This is a genomic window from Hymenobacter caeli, from assembly GCF_013294115.1.
Classification (GTDB): Bacteria; Bacteroidota; Bacteroidia; order Cytophagales; family Hymenobacteraceae; genus Hymenobacter; species Hymenobacter caeli.
In genome coordinates, this window is the sequence record NZ_JABSNP010000021.1 from 50,170 (window position 1) to 72,331 (window position 22,162).

At 64.1% G+C, this 22,162-nt stretch carries 16 protein-coding genes; 13 read left to right on the plus strand and 3 right to left on the minus strand.

Features of this window, described 5'->3' with window-relative positions; all coding sequences use genetic code 11:
- The first annotated feature begins 90 nt into the window (after positions 1–90).
- The 5 genes from HNP98_RS18205 to HNP98_RS18225 all read left to right on the plus strand — a co-directional run bounded on the left by HNP98_RS18205 (position 91) and on the right by HNP98_RS18225 (position 6,253).
- Positions 91–504 carry an ATP-binding protein gene (locus tag HNP98_RS18205; RefSeq protein WP_173811610.1) on the plus strand — a complete coding sequence of 138 codons (414 nt, stop codon included), beginning with the start codon at positions 91–93 and terminating at the stop codon, positions 502–504.
- Positions 505–629: 125 nt separating this feature from the next.
- A complete protein-coding gene (locus HNP98_RS18210; protein WP_173811611.1) occupies positions 630–2,975 on the plus strand; it encodes a peptidylprolyl isomerase in 2,346 nt (781 codons plus the stop codon).
- 247 nt (positions 2,976–3,222) lie between these two features.
- The gene (locus HNP98_RS18215; RefSeq protein WP_246275207.1) at positions 3,223–4,611 is read left to right on the plus strand and encodes a peptidylprolyl isomerase; all 1,389 of its coding nucleotides are present in this window, start codon (positions 3,223–3,225) and stop codon (positions 4,609–4,611) included.
- Between the two features lie 127 nt (positions 4,612–4,738).
- Positions 4,739–5,692 carry an AAA family ATPase gene (locus HNP98_RS18220; protein WP_173811612.1) on the plus strand — a complete coding sequence of 318 codons (954 nt, stop codon included), beginning with the start codon at positions 4,739–4,741 and terminating at the stop codon, positions 5,690–5,692.
- Positions 5,693–5,833: 141 nt separating this feature from the next.
- The gene (locus HNP98_RS18225) at positions 5,834–6,253 is read left to right on the plus strand and encodes a hypothetical protein (RefSeq protein WP_173811613.1); all 420 of its coding nucleotides are present in this window, start codon (positions 5,834–5,836) and stop codon (positions 6,251–6,253) included.
- A 51-nt stretch (positions 6,254–6,304) separates the two neighbouring features.
- Here HNP98_RS18225 and HNP98_RS18230 read toward each other — a convergent pair whose 3' ends face one another.
- Positions 6,305–7,357: an NAD(P)-dependent alcohol dehydrogenase gene (locus HNP98_RS18230; RefSeq protein ID WP_173811614.1), complete on the minus strand. Its 1,053-nt coding sequence runs from the start codon at positions 7,355–7,357 to the stop codon at positions 6,305–6,307.
- A 196-nt stretch (positions 7,358–7,553) separates the two neighbouring features.
- Here HNP98_RS18230 and HNP98_RS18235 point away from each other — a divergent pair, with 196 nt between their 5' ends.
- A complete protein-coding gene (locus HNP98_RS18235; protein WP_173811615.1) occupies positions 7,554–8,111 on the plus strand; it encodes a GNAT family N-acetyltransferase in 558 nt (185 codons plus the stop codon).
- Between the two features lie 76 nt (positions 8,112–8,187).
- On the opposite strand, the gene HNP98_RS18240 is transcribed toward HNP98_RS18235, so the two are convergent.
- Positions 8,188–9,219, minus strand: coding sequence for a hypothetical protein (locus HNP98_RS18240; protein ID WP_173811616.1), 1,032 nt, complete (start codon positions 9,217–9,219; stop codon positions 8,188–8,190).
- A gap of 461 nt (positions 9,220–9,680) precedes the next feature.
- Here HNP98_RS18240 and recA point away from each other — a divergent pair, with 461 nt between their 5' ends.
- From recA to HNP98_RS18260, 4 genes are all read left to right on the plus strand, one after another.
- Positions 9,681–10,715, plus strand: coding sequence for a recombinase RecA (recA, locus tag HNP98_RS18245; RefSeq protein WP_246275210.1), 1,035 nt, complete (start codon positions 9,681–9,683; stop codon positions 10,713–10,715).
- A gap of 212 nt (positions 10,716–10,927) precedes the next feature.
- Positions 10,928–11,743, plus strand: coding sequence for a DUF3108 domain-containing protein (locus HNP98_RS18250; RefSeq protein WP_173811618.1), 816 nt, complete (start codon positions 10,928–10,930; stop codon positions 11,741–11,743).
- A gap of 286 nt (positions 11,744–12,029) precedes the next feature.
- On the plus strand, positions 12,030–12,725 hold the full coding sequence (locus tag HNP98_RS18255; protein ID WP_173811619.1) for a response regulator transcription factor: 696 nt from the start codon (positions 12,030–12,032) through the stop codon (positions 12,723–12,725).
- Positions 12,726–12,858: 133 nt separating this feature from the next.
- A complete protein-coding gene (locus tag HNP98_RS18260; protein ID WP_173811620.1) occupies positions 12,859–13,914 on the plus strand; it encodes a sensor histidine kinase in 1,056 nt (351 codons plus the stop codon).
- A 44-nt stretch (positions 13,915–13,958) separates the two neighbouring features.
- Here HNP98_RS18260 and HNP98_RS18265 read toward each other — a convergent pair whose 3' ends face one another.
- The gene (locus HNP98_RS18265; protein WP_173811621.1) at positions 13,959–15,008 is read right to left on the minus strand and encodes a LacI family DNA-binding transcriptional regulator; all 1,050 of its coding nucleotides are present in this window, start codon (positions 15,006–15,008) and stop codon (positions 13,959–13,961) included.
- 281 nt (positions 15,009–15,289) lie between these two features.
- Here HNP98_RS18265 and HNP98_RS18270 point away from each other — a divergent pair, with 281 nt between their 5' ends.
- From HNP98_RS18270 to HNP98_RS18280, 3 genes are all read left to right on the plus strand, one after another.
- Positions 15,290–18,289: a SusC/RagA family TonB-linked outer membrane protein gene (locus tag HNP98_RS18270; RefSeq protein ID WP_173811622.1), complete on the plus strand. Its 3,000-nt coding sequence runs from the start codon at positions 15,290–15,292 to the stop codon at positions 18,287–18,289.
- Between the two features lie 20 nt (positions 18,290–18,309).
- The gene (locus tag HNP98_RS18275) at positions 18,310–19,878 is read left to right on the plus strand and encodes a RagB/SusD family nutrient uptake outer membrane protein (protein WP_173811623.1); all 1,569 of its coding nucleotides are present in this window, start codon (positions 18,310–18,312) and stop codon (positions 19,876–19,878) included.
- 111 nt (positions 19,879–19,989) lie between these two features.
- Positions 19,990–22,059 carry a glycoside hydrolase family 65 protein gene (locus HNP98_RS18280; protein WP_173811624.1) on the plus strand — a complete coding sequence of 690 codons (2,070 nt, stop codon included), beginning with the start codon at positions 19,990–19,992 and terminating at the stop codon, positions 22,057–22,059.
- Positions 22,060–22,162: the final 103 nt, after the last annotated feature.

Here is a 22,162-nt window from a genome sequence, read left to right on the forward strand (position 1 = left end):
CGGCACCCTTTTGGCCCGGCGGTTGCGCCGGGCCCCCACACCCGACATCCGGCAGGGGCCTGAACAACTGGCCGCGCCGTGGCATCCCTCATGAAAGACGTGCTCCGCATCGAATGCTCGCGCCACAACCTGCAACAGGTGCGCGACTTTGTGCGGGCTTTTTTGCACCGCCGCGACCTGCCCGAGCTGCTGGTGAACCAGGTGGTGCTGGCCGTGGACGAGGTGGTGGCCAACTTCATCATCCACGCCAACGGCGAAGATGCGCACCAGGTAATTGAGCTGCAATTGGTGGTGGAAAACCACTACCTGAACGTGGAAATAGCCGACCACGGCGGCTCCATTTACCTGCCCCCGCCCCACGTGGCCCCCAACCTGGCCGAGTACATCCGCCAGGGCCGCAAGGGCGGCATGGGCATGGCCCTGGTGAACCGCCTGATGGACCGGGTAGAGTTTTTCACCCGCGACCAGCACACCGTGTGCCACCTGAGCAAGCACCTGGCGTGAGGGCCCCGGGGGCCGGCGCGGGGCCGGCATCGACTGGAAATTAGTTAATTTCGCCGGCCGGGGCCGCCCTGGCAGCCGGCGCTGCGCCGGCCGGGCGGCCCCGGCCCGTTCCTTTTCCCCTTTCCATGCACACACGCTTTTTGCACGTTGGCGCGGCCGCCGTGCTGCTCCTGGCGGGCTGCCAGGCCACCAAACCCCAAGCCACCGGCCCGGTAGGGCCGGGGCCGGCCGGGGCCGGGCCGGCCATCGAAACCCTGGGCCCCGTGGCGGTACCGGCCGGCGAGTTTGCCTACGTGTACCGCAAAAACAACGGCACGGCCCCCGACTACGGCACCCGCCCGAGCGTGGCCGAGTACCTGGACCTGTACACCAACTTCCGGCTAAAGGTGCTGGAAGCCGAGCGCCGGGGCCTCGACACCACCCAGGCCTTCCACCGCGAGCTGGACGGCTACCGCCAGCAGCTGGCCCAGCCCTACCTCACGGAGAAAAGCGTGACCGACCAGCTCGTGCGCGAGGCCTACGACCGCATGGGCCAGGAGGTGAGCGCCGCCCACATCCTGGTGCGGGTGGCCCCCGACGCGGCTCCGGCCGACACGCTGGCCGCCTACCAAAAAATAATGGCCCTGCGCCAGCAGGTGCTGGGCGGGGCCGACTTCGGCACCCTGGCCCGGCAGCAGAGCGAAGACCCCTCGGCCAAGGAAAACGGCGGCAGCCTGGGCTACTTCACGGCCATGCAGATGGTGTACCCGTTCGAGACGGCGGCCTACAAGACGCCGGTGGGCCAGGTGTCGCTGCCCGTCCGCACGCGCTTCGGCTACCACCTCATCAAGGTGAACGACCGGCGGGCGGCGCAGGGCGAAATCAAGGTGGCCCACCTGATGGTGCGCGTGAACGCCCACGCCCCGGCCGCCGACTCGCTCACGGCCAAGAAAAAGATTGACGAGCTGTACGCCCGCCTGCGCAAGGGCGAGGCCTGGGACAAGCTTGTGGCCCAGTTCTCGGAGGACGCCGGCTCGGCCGCCAACGGCGGCGAGCTGCCGCCCTTCGGCACGGGCCGCATGATTCCCTCGTTCGAGGCCGTGGCGTTTAAGCTGCAAAAGCCCGGCGACATTGCCCCGCCCGTGCAGACGCCCTACGGCTGGCACATCATCAAGCTGCTGGAGAAGCAGCCCGTGCCCACGTTCGCCACGTTGGAGCCGACGCTGAAAAGCAAGGTGGCCAAAGACTCGCGCTCCGAGCTGAACCGCACGGCCTTCCTCAAGCGCATCCGCCAGGAAGACCAGTTCCTGGAGATGCCGGCGGCCAAGGCGCTGGTGCTGGCGCGGGCCGATACGTCGTTGGTGAAGGGCCGCTTCCGCTACGAGGCCCCCGCGACCGCCGCCGCCGGCCAAAAGGCCGGCCCGAAGAAGGGCAAGGCCACCGCTGCGTCGGACAATACGGTGCTGTTCACCATCAAACAGCAGCCGTACTACGTGAAGGATTTCCTGCAATACGTGGCCCAGAACCAGCGCCCGCGCCCGGGGGCCCAGCCGGCCTTCGTGATGGAGCAGCTCTACGACCAGTACGCCGACCAGCGCCTGACCGACTTCGAGAAGAACTCGCTCGACGCCAAGTACGAGGACTACCGGATGCTGGCCAAGGAGTACCGCGACGGCATCCTGCTGTTCCAGCTGATGGACGAAAAGGTGTGGAGCAAGGCCATTGAGGACACCGCGGGCCTGAAGAAGTTCTTCGCCGCCAACCAGGCCAATTACCAGTGGGGCCCCCGCGTGCAGGCCACGGTGGTGAGCGCCGCCACGCCGGCGCTGCTGGCCCGCGCCCAGGCCGCGCTGAAAACCGGCCACTACCCGGTGAAGGGCCCCTTCGGGCCCGTGGCCTTCGCCCCCGGCACGGCCACGCCCACCAAGGCCGGGGCCCTGGCCCTCGACAAGCTGGCCCGCGCCGCGGCCGCCGATACGGCCGCTACGGCCACCGCCACGCTCCGGCCCCGCAAGGGCGAGTCCGCCAGGCTGAGCGCCCAGCGCACCGCCGCGCTGCTGGCCTACCTGCGCGGCAAGGGCCTGCCCGCCGGCCGGGTGAAAATAATTTCGCGCCCGGCCGCCAGCGGCGGCGGCGACGCCCTGCTGGCCCTGGCCACCACCAACCCCGCCGCCGTGGAAACGGCCCTGAACGAAGGCAACCCGCTGGGCGTGCAAATCACGCAGCGCGTGTTCCAGAAAGGCGACAACAAGGCCGTAGACGACGTGCTGGGCCGGGGCCCCGGTACCTACCCCGTGCAGAAAGACGGCCGCTACTACGCCATCACCGTGGCCCGCACGCTGCCCGCCGGCCCCAAGGCGCTGGCCGACGCCCGGGGCCAGGCCACCAGCGACTACCAGAATTTCCTGGAAAAAGAATGGATTGCCCAGCTCCGCCAGCAAAACCCCGTGCAGGTAAACCAAGCCGAGGTGGACAAGCTAATTACCAAGTAACAGCTTTAGCGCGAGCGGGTTAGCCAGGGTGGCTGCGGTGCTTCTTTGAGCCCTGGCCCGCGGGCCGGGGCTTTCTGCTGGCGGGTGGGTTGCAACCCCGGCGGCGGCGGCGGGCTCCTTTTGTTGCCGCGGGCCGATTTGTGGCGAAATTTACGGGCCGGTACTGGCGTTGCGGGCTCGGGCAACGCGGGCGGCGGTAGCTTTGTGGTCCGGTGTCAACCGTTATTCTGAAAATAGATAAGTGATTATGCGCAAGCAATTAAATCGGGCATTGGCGGCGGGCGTGTGCGCCCTGGCCTTGCTGCTGGGAGCCGCGCCCGCGGCGCAGGCCCAGCTGGGCGTGGGCCGCCCCAAGGGCCAGGAGCTGATCGACGGCATCATCGTGAAGGTGGACAACCAGATTGTGCTGCGCTCCGACGTGGAAACCATTTACGCCCAGGAGGTGGCCCGCGCCGAAGGCAAGGCCCTGCCGCCCGACCTGCGCTGCAAGATTTTGCAGAGCTTGGTGCTGAACAAGCTCATGCTGGCCCGCGCCGACGTGGACTCCGTGACCGTGACCGACGCCCGGGTGAACGGCGAGCTGGACCGCCGCATGGCCTACTTCGTGCAGCAGGTGGGCTCGGAAAAGAAGCTCGAAGAACTGTACAACAAGTCGGCGAAATCGCTGAAAGACGACCTGCGGCCCCAGGTGAAGGAGCAGCTGGTGCAGCAGGAGATGCAGGAAAAAATCACCGGCAAGCTGGCCGTCACGCCCCGCGAGGTGAACACGTACTTCAACAAGATTCCTAAAGACAGCCTGCCCTATTACTCCACCGAGGTGGAAGTGGGCCAGATTGTGATGCCTGCCCAAGTGAACGAGGCCGCCAAGCAGGCCGCGATTGCCAAGCTCAACGACCTGCGGGCCCAGGTACTGGCCGGGGCCTCGTTTGAGGAGCTGGCCAAGAAGTACTCGGAAGACCCGGGCTCGGCCGTGCAAGGGGGCCTGCTGGGCTTCTTCAAGCGCGGCGAGCTGGTGCCGGAGTACGAGGCCGCGGCGCGCAAGCTGGAGCCGGGGCAGATGTCGCCGGTGGTGCAGTCGCAGTTCGGCTTCCACCTTATTCAGTTCATTGAGCGCAAAGGCGACAGCTACTCCACGCGCCACATCCTGCTGAAGCCCGCCACGGGCACGGCCGATGCCAGCGCCTCGGCCAAGAAGCTGGCCCGCCTGCGCACCCAGATTTTGTCGGACAGCATCAGCTTCGCGAAAGCCGCCAAGGACAACTCCAGCGACAAGGCCTCCAGCACCAACGGCGGCCTGCTGGCCAACCGCCAGGACGGCGGCTCGCGCATTCCCCTCGACAAGCTCGACCCGGCCGTGTTCTTCACCATCGACACCATGAAGGTGGGCCACATCACCCCGCCCCTGCCCTACCGCACCGACGACGGCAAGGACGCCATGCGCATCCTCTACCTGAAATCGAACACCCCGCCCCACCAGGCCAACCTCAACGACGACTACCAGAAGATTGCCGCCGCCGCCCTCGGCGAGAAGAAGAGCAAGGTGCTGGACGAGTGGTTCGTGAAAAACCGCGGCACGGTGTACCTGGAAGTGGCCCCGGAGTACGCGCAGTGCAAGGTGCTGGACGTACAGCTTTGAACTTAGCTGTTAGCTTTTAGCCGTTAGCTATTAGCTTTTTTGCGGGGCACGTAATCTATTCAGCGGCCTATCTATTGGCCGTAAAAAAGCTAATAGCTAGCAGCTAAAAGCTAAAAGCTAAAGACAAATGGACGACAAAGAAGCCGCCGATGCCCTCGCGGCCCACTACCAGGCGCTGCGCCGCGAAATCGGTAAGGTCATCGTGGGGCAGGACGAGGTGGTGCGGCTGGTGCTCACGGCCGTGTTTGCCCAGGGCCACTGCCTGCTGGTGGGCGTGCCCGGCCTGGCCAAAACCCTGCTCATCCAGACCATTGCCGACGCGCTGGACCTCTCCTTCAACCGCATCCAGTTCACGCCCGACCTGATGCCGAGCGACATCGTGGGCTCGGAGACGCTGACCCAGCAGCGCGAGTTTCAGTTCGTGAAGGGCCCCATCTTCGCCAACCTCGTGCTGGCCGACGAAATCAACCGCACGCCGCCCAAAACCCAGGCCGCCCTGCTCGAAAGCATGCAGGAATACGCCGTGACCGTGGCCGGGCAGCGCTACCCGCTGGCCCGCCCGTTCTTCGTGCTGGCCACCCAAAACCCCATCGAGCAGGAAGGCACCTACCCGCTGCCCGAGGCCCAGCTCGACCGCTTCATGTTCAACGTGCAGCTGGGCTACCCCAGCTACGCCGAGGAGCTGAACATCGTCAAGAACACCACCACCGACCGCCAGACCACCGTGGGCAAGGTGCTCACGGCCCCCGAAATCCAGGCCTACCAGGCCCTGGTGCGCCGCGTACCCGTGGCCGACAACGTGGTGGAGTACGCCGTGGGCCTCGTGCACAAAACGCGCCCCCAGGGCGAGCGGGCCGCGCCCCGCGCCCAGCAGCTGCTGGAGTGGGGCGCGGGGCCCCGCGCCTCGCAGTACCTGGTGGTGGCTGCCAAGTGCAACGCCCTCATCAGCGGCAAGTACTCGCCCGACATCGAAGACGTGCGGGCCGTGGCCCTGCCCATTCTACGCCACCGCCTGGTGCGCAACTTCAAAGCCGAAGCCGAAGGCGTGACGGTGGAGCAAATTATTAAGGAGTTATTGTAGTCCATCAGGCCGTCATGCTGAGCGTAGTCGAAGCATCTCTCCCGCGTGGCTAACCCAATCGATTGGACTACTTGCGCCGTAGAGATGCTTCGGCTCCACTTCGTTGCGCTCAGCATGACCGCCTTTTTCCTTGCTAAAAAAATGGAAGACCAAGCCTACTACCAGCAATTTGAGCGCAACCTGCGCATCATCCTCGACGCCTTGGCCGCGGGCCTCGACTTGCGCAGCACCGCCCTCGCAACCAGCCTGCCCATTGAGGTGTACGTGCTGTGCGAGGTGCTGAACCAGGGGGCCGGCGAGCAGTTCCGCCTCACCACCGAAGGCGTGGCGCGGGTGGATGAGTTCTACCAGCAGTTCATGCAGCACGAGGGCCCCGCGCTGGCCGCCATCCGCGCCATCCTGGCCGACAAGCGGGCCCTGATGCAAACCCCCGAAGGCCGCGTGCTGACCAAGGAGATGCTCATCCGCCGCCTGGAGTTTTTCAACGAAGCCGCCCGGCAGGTGAACGTGATGCGCACCCAGCACACGCTGGGCAGCCCCCGGCAGTACGTGGGGCAGTAAAGAGTTATGGGTTGACAAATCGTCAACCCATAACTCTTTACTCTTTACTCTCTAAAGCGTGGCCATGTCAATCACGAAGCGGTAGGGCACCTTGCCCGCGTCCACGTCGGCGAAGGCTTGGTTGATGTGCTTGATGTCGATTAGCTCCACGTCGGACGTGATGCCGTGCTGGGCGCAGAAGTCCAGCACTTCCTGGGTTTCGGCGATGCTGCCGATGAACGAGCCCGACTGGCTGCGGCGCTTGGTGGCTAGCTGCATGTTGTCGGTGCCCTTGGCCAGGGGCTCCAGGGCCCCCACCAGCACGATGTGGCCGTCGCGCTTCAGCAGGTTGATGTAGGGATTGATGTCGTGCTGCACGGGAACAGTGCTGAGCACAAAGTCGAATTTTTCCGCGTGCTGGAGCATGGCCGGCGGGTTTTTCGAATACACCACGTCGATAGCCCCGAGCTTGCGGGCAGCCTCCTCCTTGCTGGGCGAGGTGGTGACGACCGTCACTTCCGCGCCCAGGGCCACTGCCAGCTTCACGGCCACGTGGCCCAGGCCGCCCAAGCCCACGATGGCCACTTTCTGGCCGGGGCCTACCTTCCAGTGTTTCAGGGGCGAGTAGGTCGTCACGCCGGCGCACAGCAGCGGGGCCACGCCCTTCAGATTGCGGCCCAGGCTGGCGGGCACGCGCAGCACAAACTTCTCGTGCACCACCAGGTGGTCGGAGTAGCCGCCGTAGGTGTTGGTGCCGTCGGGCTTGAAGGGGCCGTTGTAGGTGGCCAGGAAGCCGTTTTCGCAGTACTGCTCCTCGCCTTCGGCGCAGGAGGCGCAGTGCTGGCACGAGTCCACCATGCAGCCCACGGCCACCAGGTCGCCGGTTTTGTACTTGGTCACGTGCTCGCCCACGGCCGTCACGCGGCCCACAATCTCGTGGCCCGGCACGCAGGGGTACAGCGAATTTTTCCAGTCGTTGCGCACCTGGTGCACGTCGGAGTGGCACACCCCGCAGTAGGCAATCTGCAAGGCCACGTCGTGGGCCCCGGGCGCGCGGCGCTCAAAACTGAAAGGAACCAGCTTGGATTTTACGCTTTTGGCAGCGTAGCCTTTGGCAATGGACATGGGCAAGGACGAAAGTTTGGTTTTGGGGAAAGGAGGCGGGGCCCGGCCACCGGGGCCGCGGGGCGGGGTTCTTTACTGCCGGTTCCCGCCCGGGGTTGCTACGGCCCGGCTTGGCCGGCCCCGGGGCCCCGCGCATTTGGGGCCCGCTTAGTTATTTGCCGCCCCGCGCCCCGCGCGGGGCCGTACCTCCTCTGCCATGCCGCTTCCGCGCACGCCCCTGCTCACCCCCCGCCTGCTGCTGCGCCCCTACGAGCCGGCCGACGCGCCCGCGTTTTTCGCCCTGCTGCACCAGAACCGCGCCCGCTTGCACACCTCCTTCCCCGACCGGGTGCGGGCCGTGGCCGCCCCGGCCGGGGCCCCCGCCGCCCTCGCCGCCTTCGCCGACGACTGGCACAGCGGGCGCTTCTACGTGCTCGGCATCTGGCTGCGGGCCACCGGGGCCTACCTCGGCGACATCTGCCTCATGCCCCAAACCGGTGGCCAGGCCGAGATTGGCTACTACCTGGCCCACGAGGCCGAGGGCCAGGGCTACGCCCGCGAGGCCCTGGCGGCGGTGTGCCGGTTCGGGTTCGACGCCGTGGGGGCCCAGCGGCTGCTGGTGCGCTGCTTCGCCGACAACGCGCGGGGCCAGGCCGTGGCCCTGGCCGCCGGCTTCCGCCCCGAAACGCCCCCGCCCCGCTTCGCCTGGTTCCGCAACGCCGACGCCGTGGGCAGCATCCGCCGCTTCGTGCAGGAAAAATCAATGGGCGAATGAGGGAATGGGTGAATGAGTAAATGAGCGTTATCACCCATTTACTCATTCCCTCATTCCTTCATCCACCCATTCACCGCTACTGCCCCACGCGCACCCGCCGGCCCACGTTGCCGAGCAGCCATTCCTGCCGGAAGTTGAGGTAGAAGCCGAACGAGAAATCCAGCAGCTGCCGGTTGAAGTCGTACACCGGCTCGACGCGCACCGTGAGGGCCGCCGCGTCGGAGATGCGGAAGTCGCGCAGCAGGCGCAGCAGCAGCAGCCGGCGCTCGGCGTCGGTGTAGCCGGGGGTGCCGTAGCGTGAGGCGATGGACTGGTAGTAGTTGCCCCCCAGCGGCGCGTAGAAGTCATGGCCGCGCCAGTAGCTCGCCATCACGTCCACGTAGCGGGTTTCGAGGGTGCCGTTGAGGTACAGGCCGTTGCCCGTTTGGTAAGGCAGCCGGTAGTTTGAGAACGAGTGGTCGTCAAATAGTACGCCGTAGGCGTTTAGCCGCACCGCTTGCAGCACCGCGCCGTGCAGCGGCACCCGCGCCTCCACGCCCGTGGCGTAGTTGAACAGCGTTTGGATGGGCGCGTGCAGCGTGTCAATCTGCCCGCCCTCGTGCCGGGCCGTAAACTGCACCGGAATGGCCACCTGCACCCGGCTCTCAGGCTTGGTGAGCCGGTAGCTGCCGCTGAGGCCCCCGGCAATCTGCTCCTGGTAGCTCACGCCGGCGTACTCCTGCCGCAGCCAGTCCACCCACACGTCCAGAGAAGCGTGCTGGGTATGCAGCCGGTATTGTAAGCCTTCCTCCAGCGGCTTCAGCATCACCCGCTCGAAGTCGAGCAGCGGCTCGATGTAACCGTGGTTGAGGTTTCCCCGGATGTTGCCGAAAATGAATTGGTGGGGCCCGTGCGTCCAGGTGGCGCGGTAGGTGGGCCGCACCTGCCGCAGCGTGGGGTTGCCAAAGTCCTTCCACAGGAACACGCCGGCCTCCAGGCGCAGCTCTTTGTTGGGGTAGTACACGAGCTGCGGGTTGAGTTGGGTGCCAAACAGTGTATAGCCCTCCACAATGTCGTTGAAGTACTCGTTGTCTTTGAAGAAGGTAAAGGCGTTGAGGGAGATGCGCAATTCTCCCGGCTTACCAACACCAGAAATAGAATCATTAAATTGTTCAGCTGTTTGAAAAAAAGGATTCAAACAAATGGATTCATTTCGAGGAGCGCCCGGTCGGGCTGAAGTAAATGCCCGGTTATCCAGCTGCGCCTGGGCTTGGCCGGCCGTAACCAGCACGGCCCCAACGGCTACTAAAATCTTTAGAATATTCCCCATATATTTCCAATCCCAATGGCACAAAACCGGGGGCCCCGGTGTTAGAAAAAGCCGCTCAAAAACCGTCGTATCGCAAGCCTTGCGTTTGTGCATATGCACGGGGCGCAACCCGCCAAAACCCCTTAACTTTACCCAAACGTAATTCCTTTTTTCCAACTCCCTCCCACATGGCATTTGCAACCTCCAAGGCCCCCAAAGCCGAAAAAGTCGATAAACCCGACAAGGCCGAGAAGGGCGAAGTAAACGTCGCCGCCGAGAAGATGAAGGCCCTCCAGCTCACCCTCGACAAGCTGGACAAGGCCTACGGCAAAGGCACGGTGATGAAGCTCTCCGATAACAAGGTGGGCGACATTCCCAGCATTAGCACGGGCTCGCTTTCGCTTGACATTGCCCTGGGCATCGGCGGAGTGCCCCGGGGCCGCGTGGTGGAAATCTACGGCCCCGAGTCGTCGGGCAAAACGACCCTGACGATGCACATGATTGCCGAGGCGCAGAAGAAAGGCGGCATGGCCGCCTTCATCGACGCCGAGCACGCCTTCGACAAATCCTACGCCGAGAAGCTCGGCATCGACACCACCAACCTGCTCATCGCCCAGCCCGACAACGGCGAGCAAGCCTTGGAAATTGCCGACCAGCTCATCAGCTCCGGCGCGATTGACATCATCGTGATTGACTCTGTGGCTGCTCTGGTGCCGAAAGGTGAGCTGGAAGGCGACATGGGCGACTCGAAAGTGGGCCTCCACGCCCGCCTCATGAGCCAGGCCCTGCGCAAGCTCACCGGTACCATCAACAAAACCGGCTGCTGCTGCGTGTTCATCAACCAGCTGCGCGAGAAAATCGGCGTCATGTTCGGCTCGCCCGAAACCACGACCGGCGGCAACGCCCTGAAATTCTACGCCTCGGTGCGCCTCGACATCCGCCGCATCGGCCAAATCAAGGAGGACAAGGACAACGTGACCGGCAACCGCACCAAGGTGAAGGTGGTGAAAAACAAAGTCGCGCCGCCCTTCAAGGTGGTCGAGTTCGACATCATCTATGGCCAGGGCATCAGCAAAGTGGGCGAGATTGTGGACCTGGGCGTGGACATGGGCATCATCGGCAAGTCGGGCTCGTGGTTCAACTACGGCGAAACCAAGATTGGCCAGGGCCGCGAGGCCGTGAAAACCCTGTTGCTCGACAACCCCGAGCTGGCCGACGAAATCGAAAAGAAAATCCGCGACATGGCCAAGGGCGGCGACGTGGACGTCATCCCCGTGGACCTGACCATCGTGGAGGACGGCGAAGACACGCTGTAATTGGAGTTATGAGTTAGAAGTTGTGGGTTATGAGTTGACGACGTACCAGCCCATAATTCATAACTTCTGATGCATTAGTTTTCACTTATCCGAGGAAAAAGCCCGCTGCCATCCGCAGCGGGCTTTTTTGCGTTTTTACCTTGGAGGCTGGCACTTCCTTTGTCCAGTGACGAGCCGCCGCTTACCGCTTAATTTCGTCCACCCGTTCCGTTATGCACCGCTGGATTTACGCTGCTCCGCTCGCCTTTTTGCTCCTGGCGGCCCAAGAGGCCACGGGGCCCGGCGAGGCCGTGCGCTACCTGCCGCAGTCCAGCTTCGGGCGGGGCGAGGTCATCAACTACAAAGTGCACTACGGCCTCATCAACGCCGCCGAGGCCACCGTGGAAACCAGCGGGGCCCTGGAGCGCATCGCTGACCGCCCCTGCTACAAGGCCACCGTGAGCGGCCGCACCACCGGCTCGTTCGACTTCTTCCTGCGCATCCGCGACCAGTGGCGGGCCTACATCGACACCACCAGCATCCTGCCCATGCGGGCCCAGCGCGACATTACCGAGAAGGGCTACCACAAGAAGGAAACCGTGGACTTCGACCAGCTCCACGACGTGGCCGACGTGCAGGACCACAACAAGGACAACCCCACCCGCACCTCGGTGAAGGTGGCCAACAACTGCCTGGAGTTGGTGAGCGGCTTCTACTACCTGCGCACCCTCAACCTGGACCGCATGCGGGTGGGCGAAACCGTGAAGATGCCTGCTTACTTCGACGGCTCCAACTTCCTGCTCGAAGTGGTGTACAAGGGCCGCGAAACTGTGGAAACCAAGGCCGGCACGGTGCGCGTCTTCAAGCTGGTGCCCAAAATGCCCGCCAACAAGATTTTTAAGGGCGAAAACGCCATTTCGGTGTACCTCTCCGACGACCGCAACAAGATTCCGGTGCTCTTCCAGGCCGAGCTGTTCGTGGGCGCGGTGAAGGTGGACATGTACCAGTACCGCGGCCTGAAATGGCGGGTGAACATGACCACAGATTGAACGGATTTTCAGCGGATTTAACGGTTTTTTTTGAGGTTCCGCCCGTTTATGAAGCGGCCGATAAGCTGCTGAGGCCGTGGATTAGCTCTTGGCATGGTCTGACCGGGCCTTGGCCAAGGCCTCCCGAGCAAAGCCAGGAACGGCACGACGCAGAACGGGCGAAACCCCAAAAAATCCGTTAAATCCGCTGAAAATCCGTTTAATCTGTGGTCACATAAACGTAACACCGGCTTGGGGGAACGCGGCGGTAATTTTGCGGCAACATTCCACCCCAAGCCCCCGCGCCATGAGCACTGCGAAACCGCCCGTTTACAAAGTTCTGGTAGTGGACGACGACCCGGACATCGTGGAGCTGCTGGAATTCAACCTCCGCAAGGAAGGCTACCTCACCGCTTCGGCCGGCGACGGCCGCCAGGCCCTGGACGTGGCCGCCGAGTTCGGCCCCGACATCGTGCTGCTCGACGTGATGATGCCCCACCTCGACGGCATCGCCGCCTGCCGTCTGCTGCGCGAGCAGCCCCGCTTCCGCGACACGTACATCCTGTTTCTGACGGCCCGCGCCGAGGAGTTTTCCGAGGTGGCCGCTTTCGAGGCCGGGGCCGACGATTTCATCGCCAAGCCCATCAAGCCCCGGGCGCTGCTCAGCCGTTTGGCCGCCCTCAAGCGCCGCGACCAGGACCCTCACGCCGCCATCGAAGCCATCGAAATTAACGGCTTGCGCATCGACCGCACCGGCTTTGCCGTGTACCAGGAAGGCCGCAAAATCACGCTGCCCAAGAAGGAGTTCGAGCTGCTGGCCTTCCTGGCCGCCGCCCCCCACAAAGTGTTCAACCGCGAAGAGCTGTTGCAAAATATCTGGGGCAACGACGTGTTCGTACTGGCCCGCACCGTGGACGTGCACGTGCGCAAAGTGCGCGAAAAGGTGGGCGACCACCACATCCAAACCATCAAGGGCGTGGGCTACAAGTTCAACGCGGACTGAAGCCAGTGAACAATTAGCAGTTAGCAATGAGCAATAGTCAATGCGACTATTGCTCATTTTCTTTACCTCCGTATCCAACCCGTGTTGCACTGAATAATTGCTCACTGCTCATTGTTAACTGTTCACTGACTTGATGAACCTCTCCTCCCGCACCGTGGCCATTCTCCTCTCGCTGCTGGTGGCGGCCGTGCTCACGGCCTGCGCGCTGGTGGTGCCCGGGCTGCCGCAGCGCGAAGCGTTTCTGGCCGGCGGCATCACAGTGGCGGCGTGCTTTCTGCTGGTGTACATGTCGTTTGAAGCGCTGATTTTCCGGGAAATCAACGGCATTTACACCGGCCTGGAGCACATTAAACGCAAGGAGTTCAAGAAGATGAGCAACAAGTTCCTGTTTCGGCCCGAGCCGGTGAAGCGGGTGCGCGACGAGATTTTGCTGATGGCCGAGCGCCGCCAGCAGGAGCTGGACGAGCTGAAGCGCCTGCAAGCCCTGCGCCGCGAGTTCCTGGCCGACGTGTCGCACGAGCTGAAAACGCCGCTCTTCGCCGCCCAAGGCTTCGTGCACACCGTGCTCGACGCCGAGGAACCCGACGACATCGACCCCGCCACCCGGCGCAAGTTCCTGGCCAAGGCCGCCGCCAGCCTCGACGCCCTCGACGCGCTGGTGCAGGACCTGGTCACGATTTCGCAGCTCGAGCAGGGCGTGGTGCGCCTGCGCCGCCAGCGCTTCGACTTGATAGCCTTGGTGCACGAAATTTTTGAGCTGGTCGAGGAAAAAGCCCGCCGCCGGGGGGCCACCCTCACGCTGCTGCCGCCCACGCTGCCCGCCACCGGCCTGCCCGTGGTGGCCGACCGCAACCGCATCCGCCAGGTGCTCGTCAACCTGATTGACAACGCCGTGAAGTACGGCCGCGACCAGGGCCAGGTGCGCGTGTCGCTGGTGGAAGGCAACCGCGGCGTGCGCGTGGTGGTGCGCGACGACGGCCCCGGCATCGCCCCCGAGCACCAGGCCCGCATCTTCGAGCGCTTCTACCGCATCGACAAAAGCCGCTCGCGCGAGTCGGGCGGCTCGGGCCTGGGCCTGGCCATTAGCAAGCACATCGTGGAGGCCCACAAGTCGGGCATCCGCGTAAAAAGCACCGTGGGCGAGGGCACCACCATGGAGTTCAAGCTCCCCAAGCCCAAGGTGTTGTAGGCGCGGCCCGCATTCCGCCGGCCGTTGCGCCGCCGGCCATGCGGCTACCGGACCGCCGGCGAAAAATCGGCCGCCCGCAGCGACGATTGCCGGACGCGCAGCGTGGCGTCGAGCACGCGGTGGGCGTGGGCCACGGGCTCGTCGTCGCGCAGCTGCTGGATTTCGCGCAGCAGCAGCTCGCTGGCCTGCCGGCCGATTTCGTAGCCCGGCTGCGCCACGGAGCTGATCGGCGGGTCGAGCAGCTCGCACACCGCCCAGTCGCTGAACCCGACCAGGGCCACGTCCTGGGGCACGCGCAGCCCGGCTTGCCGCAGGGCCATGAGGGCCCCCACGGCCACCGCGTCGGTGACGGCGAAAATGGCCTGCGGGGGCTCGGGCAGGGCCATGAACTGCTGGGCGAAGGCGAACCCTTCGGCGTGCACCACGTGCTGGCACTCGGCCACGTACTCGGGGCGCGGGGGCAGGCCGTAGGCGGCCAGCGCGGCCAGGTAGCCGGCGTAGCGCTGGCGGGTGTTTTCGGGGTGGGCGGGGCCCTTGATGTGGGCCACGCGGGTGAGGCCCTGGGCCAGCAGGTGCGCCGTGGCGTCGTAGGCCCCCTGGAAGTCGTTGGTGACCACCGTGCTGGCGTCCAGCGCGGAGCTAATCTTGTCGAACAGCACCACCGGCAGGTCGTAGGCTTGCAGGGCCTGCAGGTGCGCCACGTCCACGGTCTGGTCCGAGAGGCACACCAGCAGGCCGTCCACGCCGGTGGCCTGGAGCATCTGCGTCACGCGGATTTCCTTCTCGTAGCTCTCGTCCGACTGGCTGAGGATGACGTGGTAGCCCTGGGCCTCGGCCACGTCCACGATGCCGCTGATGACGCCCGAGAAAAACGGGTGCACGATTTGGGGCACCACCACGCCCACCACTTTGTAGGCTTTCTGGCGCAGCTTCACGGCCAGCGGGTGCGGGGCGTAGTGCAGGCGCTCGGCAGCGGCCAGCACGGCCTGCTTGGTAGCGGAGCCGATGTCGGGGTAGTCCTTGAGGGCCCGCGACACCGTGGCCACGGTGACGCCCACCGCCTGGGCAATGTCGCGTAAAGTGGCTCGTTTCATCGTTGCGGAGTAGCGGGTAGAGGAGGGAGAACCGTTCGAAAAAAAGGATACCTGGCGGCAGCCAAAGCTAAGCCAGCGGGGCCCCGGCCAAGCCAAAACCGGCTTTGGCCGGGGGCTTATATATTTTTTCTACAAAAAGTTTTAGTCTACGAAATCGGTTACGTAATCGATTTTGTAATGAATTTTTATCAAAACGCAACCGATTGCTTAGCATTATTTAACTTATTGTCGCACATTTACTCAACCGTAAGGCAAACCTTCACTCAAAAACCATTTTACCTATGTCCATATTTTTACAAGTACGGGCCGGGCTACTAGCCGTGTTGCTAGCACTGGCCGGAACTGCGCTCGGGCAAGGCAGCATCCGCGGCACCGTGTCCGAGCCCAACGGCACGCCCGTCATCGGGGCCACGGTGCTCATCAAAGGCACCAACATCGCCTCGCCCACCGACGTGGCCGGCAAATACGAGCTGAAGCTCGCTGCTGGCTCCTACCAGGTCGTGTTCTCCTCGATTGGCTACGCCGCCAAAACCCTGCCCGTCACCGTGGGCACCGAGCCGGTGACGCTGAACGCCACGCTGGCCGCCGACGCCCAAGCGCTGGGCGACGTGGTAGTGGTGGGCTACGGCGCGGTGAAAAAGAGCGACTTGACCGGGGCCGTGGCGGTCATCGGCGAGAAAGACTTCAACAAGGGCACGTACACCTCGCCCGACCAGCTCATCCAGGGCCGTACCTCAGGGGTGCAGGTCACCAACAGCAGCGGCCAGCCCGGGGGCCCCGCAACCATCAAAATTCGGGGCAACTCGGCCGTGACCGGCACCGGCCAGCCGCTGTACGTGGTGGACGGCGTGCCGCTCGATGGCCGCTCGGCCCGGCCGGGCCTGAACGCTTCGACCGCTGGCGGTGCCGGTGCCGACAGCAACCCGCTAAACTTCCTCAACCCGGCCGACATCGAGTCGGTGACCGTTTTGAAAGATGCCTCCGCCACGGCCATCTACGGCTCGCGGGCCGCCTACGGGGTGGTACTGATTAACACGAAGCGGGGCAAGACGGGGGCCCCCCGGCTGGACATCGGGGCCTCGACCGGTTTTTCAACCATTCTGCGCCGCCAGAAGATGCTCGATGCGGGCCAGTACCGGCAAGCCTTGGCTTACTACGGGCTGCCCACCACCGGGGCCGGTAGCTACGACCTGGGCGCTGACACGGATGCGCTGGGGGCCCTGCTGCAAACGGGCAAGCTGCAAAACTACAACGTGGCCATGAGCGGCGGCGGCGACAACGGCCGCTACCGCCTCTCGCTGGGCTACCTCGACCAGGACGGCATCGTGCGCAAAACCGGTTTTAAGAAGTACAGCGCTAACTTCTCCACCAACCTGGAGTTCCTCGAAAGCAAGAAGCTCGGCGTGGACGTGAACATCGTCACCAGCCAGTTCAAGGAGAACTTGGCCCCCATCACCGTCGACGCCGGTTCCCAGGGCAGCCTCATCGGCCAGGCCTTGCAGTGGAACCCGACCGAGTCGCTCTACAACCCCGACGGCACGCTCAACATCAAGGCGGGCGAACTCGTCAACCCCCTGGCGTACCAGAACCTGTTCAACGACGAATCCCGGGTGTCCACCATCCTGGCCAGCGTGTCGCCGCATTACAAAATCACCGACTGGCTGGAAGCGCGGGTGCTGTACAGCATCAACTACAGCACCGGCGAGCGCCGCACGTCCATCGGCCAGGACCTCATCAACTTCGATGACATCAAGGGCAAGGGGCTGGCCAGCATCGGCAACAACCAGTTGAGCACCCAGCAAATTGCCAACACGCTGAATTTCAACAAGAAAATTGCGCCTGACCTCAACCTGAACGCGCTGTTGGGCTATGAGTACACCACTTTTTCCAGCTCGGGCTCCAACATCCGGGCCTACGGCAACCCCGACCAGGGCGGCTTCGGCAACTTCGGCCTGGACTACACGAACTACATTCAGTATTCCAGCAACGGCTCGCGCTTTGTAACTTCTTTCAGCGACCCTTTCACGGCGTTGCAGTCCGTCTTCGGCCGGGCCATTCTTAACTACAAGGAGCGCTACCTCCTCACGGGTACGTTGCGCCGCGACCAGAGCAGCAAGTTCGGCCCCGAAAACCGGGTGGGCTACTTCCCCTCTTTTGCCGCGGCCTGGGACGTGAGCCAGGAAGATTTTTTGAAGGGCAACAAGTCGCTGACGCAGCTCAAAGTCCGGGCGGGCTTCGGCCGCACCGGCAACCAGGAGTTCCCGGCCGGCTCGGCCCAGGCCCGGTACTCGCTGGACAACAACGGGGCCCAGAACCCGCTCAACGCCGCCAGCCCCGCCTTGAAATGGCAGTCGGACACGCAGTACAACGCCGGGGTCGACCTGGGTTTCTTCGACAACCGCCTGACGGCCACGGTGGACTACTTCTACAAGACGACCACCGACCTGCTGTTTCCCACCATCCCCGGCGAGCCCCGGCCGTCGAATGCCGCCGTTAAGTGGGACAACCTCAAGGGCGAAGTCGTGAACAAAGGCGTAGAACTTGCGCTCGGAACCACGATTTTGAACAGCGACAAGGTGGGGTTGGGCTTCAACGCCAACGCCACGTTCATTCGCAACAGCGTTTCCAACCTGCCGGGGGCGGCCATCCCCACCGGCGCGGTGAACGGCCAGGGGCTGTCCGGGGCGGTGGTGGAAACCATCCGGAACGGTTATCCCATCAATTCCTTTTTTCTGCCGCAGTACCTGGGCCTCGACGACAAAGGGTTGCCAACGTACGGGCCGGCCTACTACGCCGGCGACCCCAACCCCAAAACCCTGCTTGGTTTCAGCGCCAACGCCCGCTACGGCAAGCTCGCGCTCGTGGCCAACATGACCGGGGTGTTTGGTCAGCTCATCTACAACAACACCCTCAACGCGGTGGGCGCCATCGGGGGCATCAACGCCCGGAAGAACATTGCGCTGGTGACCTACGAAAACCCCGTCAAGGAATCGACCGGCAGCGCAACGTCCGCCTCGTCGCGCTACCTGGAGAAGGGCAACTACCTGAAAATGTCGAACGTGACGCTCTCGTACACGATTGGCAACATCGGCAAAGCCTTCAAGGGAGCCAGCGTCTATGCCACGGGCCAGAACCTGTTCGTGATTACGAACTACACGGGGGCCGACCCGGAAATCAATACCATCAAAACGGGCGCCAACAGCGTCCCCTCGGTCGGCATTGACTACATGGGCTATCCGAGTGCCCGCACCTTCACCTTCGGCCTCAACCTCTCCCTGTAACGCATTAGCCCTTATCAGCCATGAAGAAAAATACTATTGTTCGCATCGCGGCCACGGTGGCCCTGCTCCAGGTAGCCAACAGCTGCCAGTTAAAAGAAGACATTAACGGCAACCTGACCGCCGACCAGATTCCGAGCGGCAACCCCGCGGCGCTGCTCACGGGGGTGTACAATTCCATGCGGGACCCCATCCAGGGCAGCGTCAACGTTTTTGCCCTGGAGGAAGTCTCGACCGACGAGCGCATCATGCCCACCCGCGGGCCCGACTGGGACGACAACGGCAAGTGGCGCCAGCTCTACCTGCACAACTGGGATTCCAACAACGAGCAAATCCGCAACACCTTCACCGGGCTCAACGGCATTACCTACGCCGCCACCGACCTGCTGCGGTTCAACCCCACCGTGCAGCAGGCCGCCGAAGCCCGGTTCATCCGCGCCTGGGGCATGTTCTGGCTGCTCGACATGTTCGACCAGGTGCTGTACCGCGACCCCGGCGAGGAAGTGAGCCAGCCGGCCCGGTTGCGGAAAGGCACGGAGGCGCTGACCTACATCATCAGCGAAATCCAGTCCGTGCAAAAAGACCTGCCCCTCGGCCCGGCGGGCAAAGCCAACCAGGACGCCGCCCGCGTGTTGCTGATGAAGTGCTACCTCAACAAGGGGGCCTACGCCAACCGCAAAACGCCCACGTTCGACGCGGCCGACATGAACGCGGTAATCAAGCTGGCGGACGAAATCATCAACAGTAACAAGTACTCGTTCACGGCCGACTACTTCGACAACTTCGCGCCCAACAACACCGCCATCGGCAAAGAGAACATCTTCACCCAGGAAAACACGTACGGCGACGGCGGCGACGTGCGCTCCTATTGGAAGTTCGTGTCGCACTACAACATGTTTCCCGTCAATGGCTACAACGGCCCGGCCACCACGAGCGATTTTTTCGACAAATTTGAGGCGACCGACAAACGGCGGGGCGAAGCATATCCCAGCAATTCTCCCAACGCCGTCAACACGGGCAAGCACATCAACGTGGGCCTTCTGGCCGGCCAGCAGTACAACCTCAAGGACGAAACGGCCCTCAAAGACCGGGGCGGCAACCCCTTGGTGTTCACCAAGGACGTCAACATATTCGAAGTGGGCGCGGACCTGGAAGTAAAGGGCATCCGGCCGCTGAAATACCCGGTGGACTACGCCAGCGAAGACAAAGGCGGCAACGGCGCGGAGAACGACCACGTGAGCTTCCGGCTGGCCGACGTGCTGCTGATGAAGGCCGAGGCCATCCTGCGGGGCGGCACGGCCACCACCGCCGGGGCCTACGGGAACACGCCCCTGGCCCTCGTCAACTACATCCGCACGCTGCCCTCGCGGGGGGCCAGTGCCATGACTTCGCTCACGCTGGCCGGCCTGCTCGACGAGCGCGGCCGGGAGCTGTACAACGAGGAATGGCGGCGGCAGGACCTGATTCGGTTCGGCAAGTTCCTGGCCCCCCGCAAGGACGCGCCCCAGAGCGACGACAAGTACCTGCTCTTCACCATTCCGCAAACGCAGGTGGACGTGAACCCGAACATCACCCAAAACCCGGGGTACTAAAAAGGATTGCAGCTAGCCAACACTAGCCGCAATTACGGGAAACACGAAATAGGGTAAGCGTCGGCTTACCCTATTTCGTTTCGCGCCACCTTCTCTCCTGACATTTTTCAAATGCCAACTACTGAACTCCGCGGGGTATTAGCATCTGTGTGCTTGCCGGTGCTGCTGCTGCTGGCCGCCTGGGGGCCCCTCGCTGCCCAGGGCCCGCCCGACCCGTGGCGCATCGTGGCCGATAAGGTGGACCCGGCCAACTACTACGGCGTGACGGTGGCCAACGGCGTGCTGGGCGTGGTGTCGTCGCCGGAGCCGTTCAAGGTGAAGAGCGTGGTGCTGGCCGGGGCCTACGACCAGTACGGCCGGGGCCGGGTGAGCAACTTCCTCAACAGCTTCAACCTGCTGAACATGTACCTGGAAGTGGACGGCCACCGCCTGGGGGCCCCCGACGTGGCCAACTTCCGCCAGGAGCTGGACATGCAGCGGGCGGCCCTGACCACCACCTTCGACTACGGCGACAAGGCCACCGTGCGCTGCACGTACTACGCCCTGCGCCAGCTGCCCTTCACGGCCCTGGTGGACGTGGCGGTGACGGCGAAAAAGGACGTGGCCCTCACGGCCGCCAGCGTGCTGGAGGCCCCCGACGCCCTGCGCGAGGTGCAGAACTACTACAACGAAATCGACCGGCCCCACGCCACGCTCAGCCTGCTCACCTCGTCGGCCCGCAGCCCCACGGGCAAGCTGCAGCTGTGCGCGTCCACCAGCTTTTTATTTGAGGAGCCGCACGGCCAGGAGCCCCGCATCATCCACGAGATGTGGGACAGCAACATGCACCTGATGAAATTCAGCAAGGCGCTGAAGGCCGGCCAGACCTACGCCTACGCCGTGGCGGGCTCCAGCATCACCTCGGCCCACCACCCCGACCCGCTCAACGAAGCCGAGCGGCTCACCATTTTTGCCCGCCTCGAAGGCAAGGAGCGCCTGCTGGCCTTCCACGCCCGGGCCTGGCAAGCGCTGTGGCAAAGCGACATTCAGCTGACCGGCGACGCCCAGGCCCAGCAGGACGTGCACGCCATGCTCTACCACCTCTACAGCTTCTCGCGGGCCGGCACCGACTACTCGCCCTCGCCGATGGGCCTCTCGGGCCTGGGCTACAACGGCCACGTGTTCTGGGACGCCGACCTGTGGATGTTCCCGGCCCTGCTGGTGCTGCACCCCGAAATTGCCAAGTCGCTGGTTGAGTACCGCTTCCGCCGCCTCGACCTGGCCCGGCGCAACGCCTTCGCCCACGGCTACCGGGGGGCCATGTACCCCTGGGAAAGCGCCGACTCGGGCGTGGAGGAAACGCCGGTGTGGGCCCTGAGCGGGCCCTTCGAGCACCACATCACGGCCGACGTGGCGCTGGCCGCCTGGCAGTACTACTGCGTGACGCAGGACAAAGCCTGGCTGCGCGAGAAAGGCTGGCCCATCCTGTCGGCCACGGCCGACTTCTGGGCCAGCCGGGTGGAGCGCAACGGCCCCGGCCACTACGACCTCAAGAACGTGGTGGCCGCCGACGAGTGGGCCGAAAACGTGGACAACGACGCCTTCACCAACGCCGCCGCCCGCGTGAACCTGCAAAACGCCGCCGCCGCCGCCCAGCTCCTGGGCCTGCCCGCCGACCCCGACTGGCGGCACGTGGCCCAGAACATCCCCATCCTGAAAATGGCCGACGGCGTGACCCGGGAGCACGCCGCCTACCGCGGCGAGGGCATCAAGCAGGGCGACGTGAACCTGCTGGCCTACCCGCTGCACGTCGTCACCGACCCCGCGCAAATCCGCCGGGACCTGGCCTACTACGAAACCCGCGTGCCCACCGAAGGCACGCCGGCCATGACGCAGGCCATTTTTGCGCTGCTCTACGCCCGCCTGGGCGACGGGGCCAAGGCGCAGCACTTCTTCCAGGACGCCTACCTGCCCAACCTGCTGCCGCCCTTCCGGGTGCTGGCCGAAACCAAGGGCGGCACCAACCCCTACTTTGCCACGGGGGCCGGCGGCGTGCTGCAAGCCGTGCTCATGGGCTTCGGCGGGCTCGACATCACCCCGGCGGGCATCGTGCAGCGCCCAAGCACCCTGCCCACGGGCTGGCAGTCGGTGAAGATTACCGGCGTGGGCCCCCAGCACAAAACGTACTCCGTGGGCCGCTGAAGGGCTTAGATTAATTAAAAAAACAGAGAATCAAAGATGGATGGTGAAACACCAGCAGCTTTTCGTCTTTGGAGCTGCTTAGGAGGTCTGAGAATACAACATT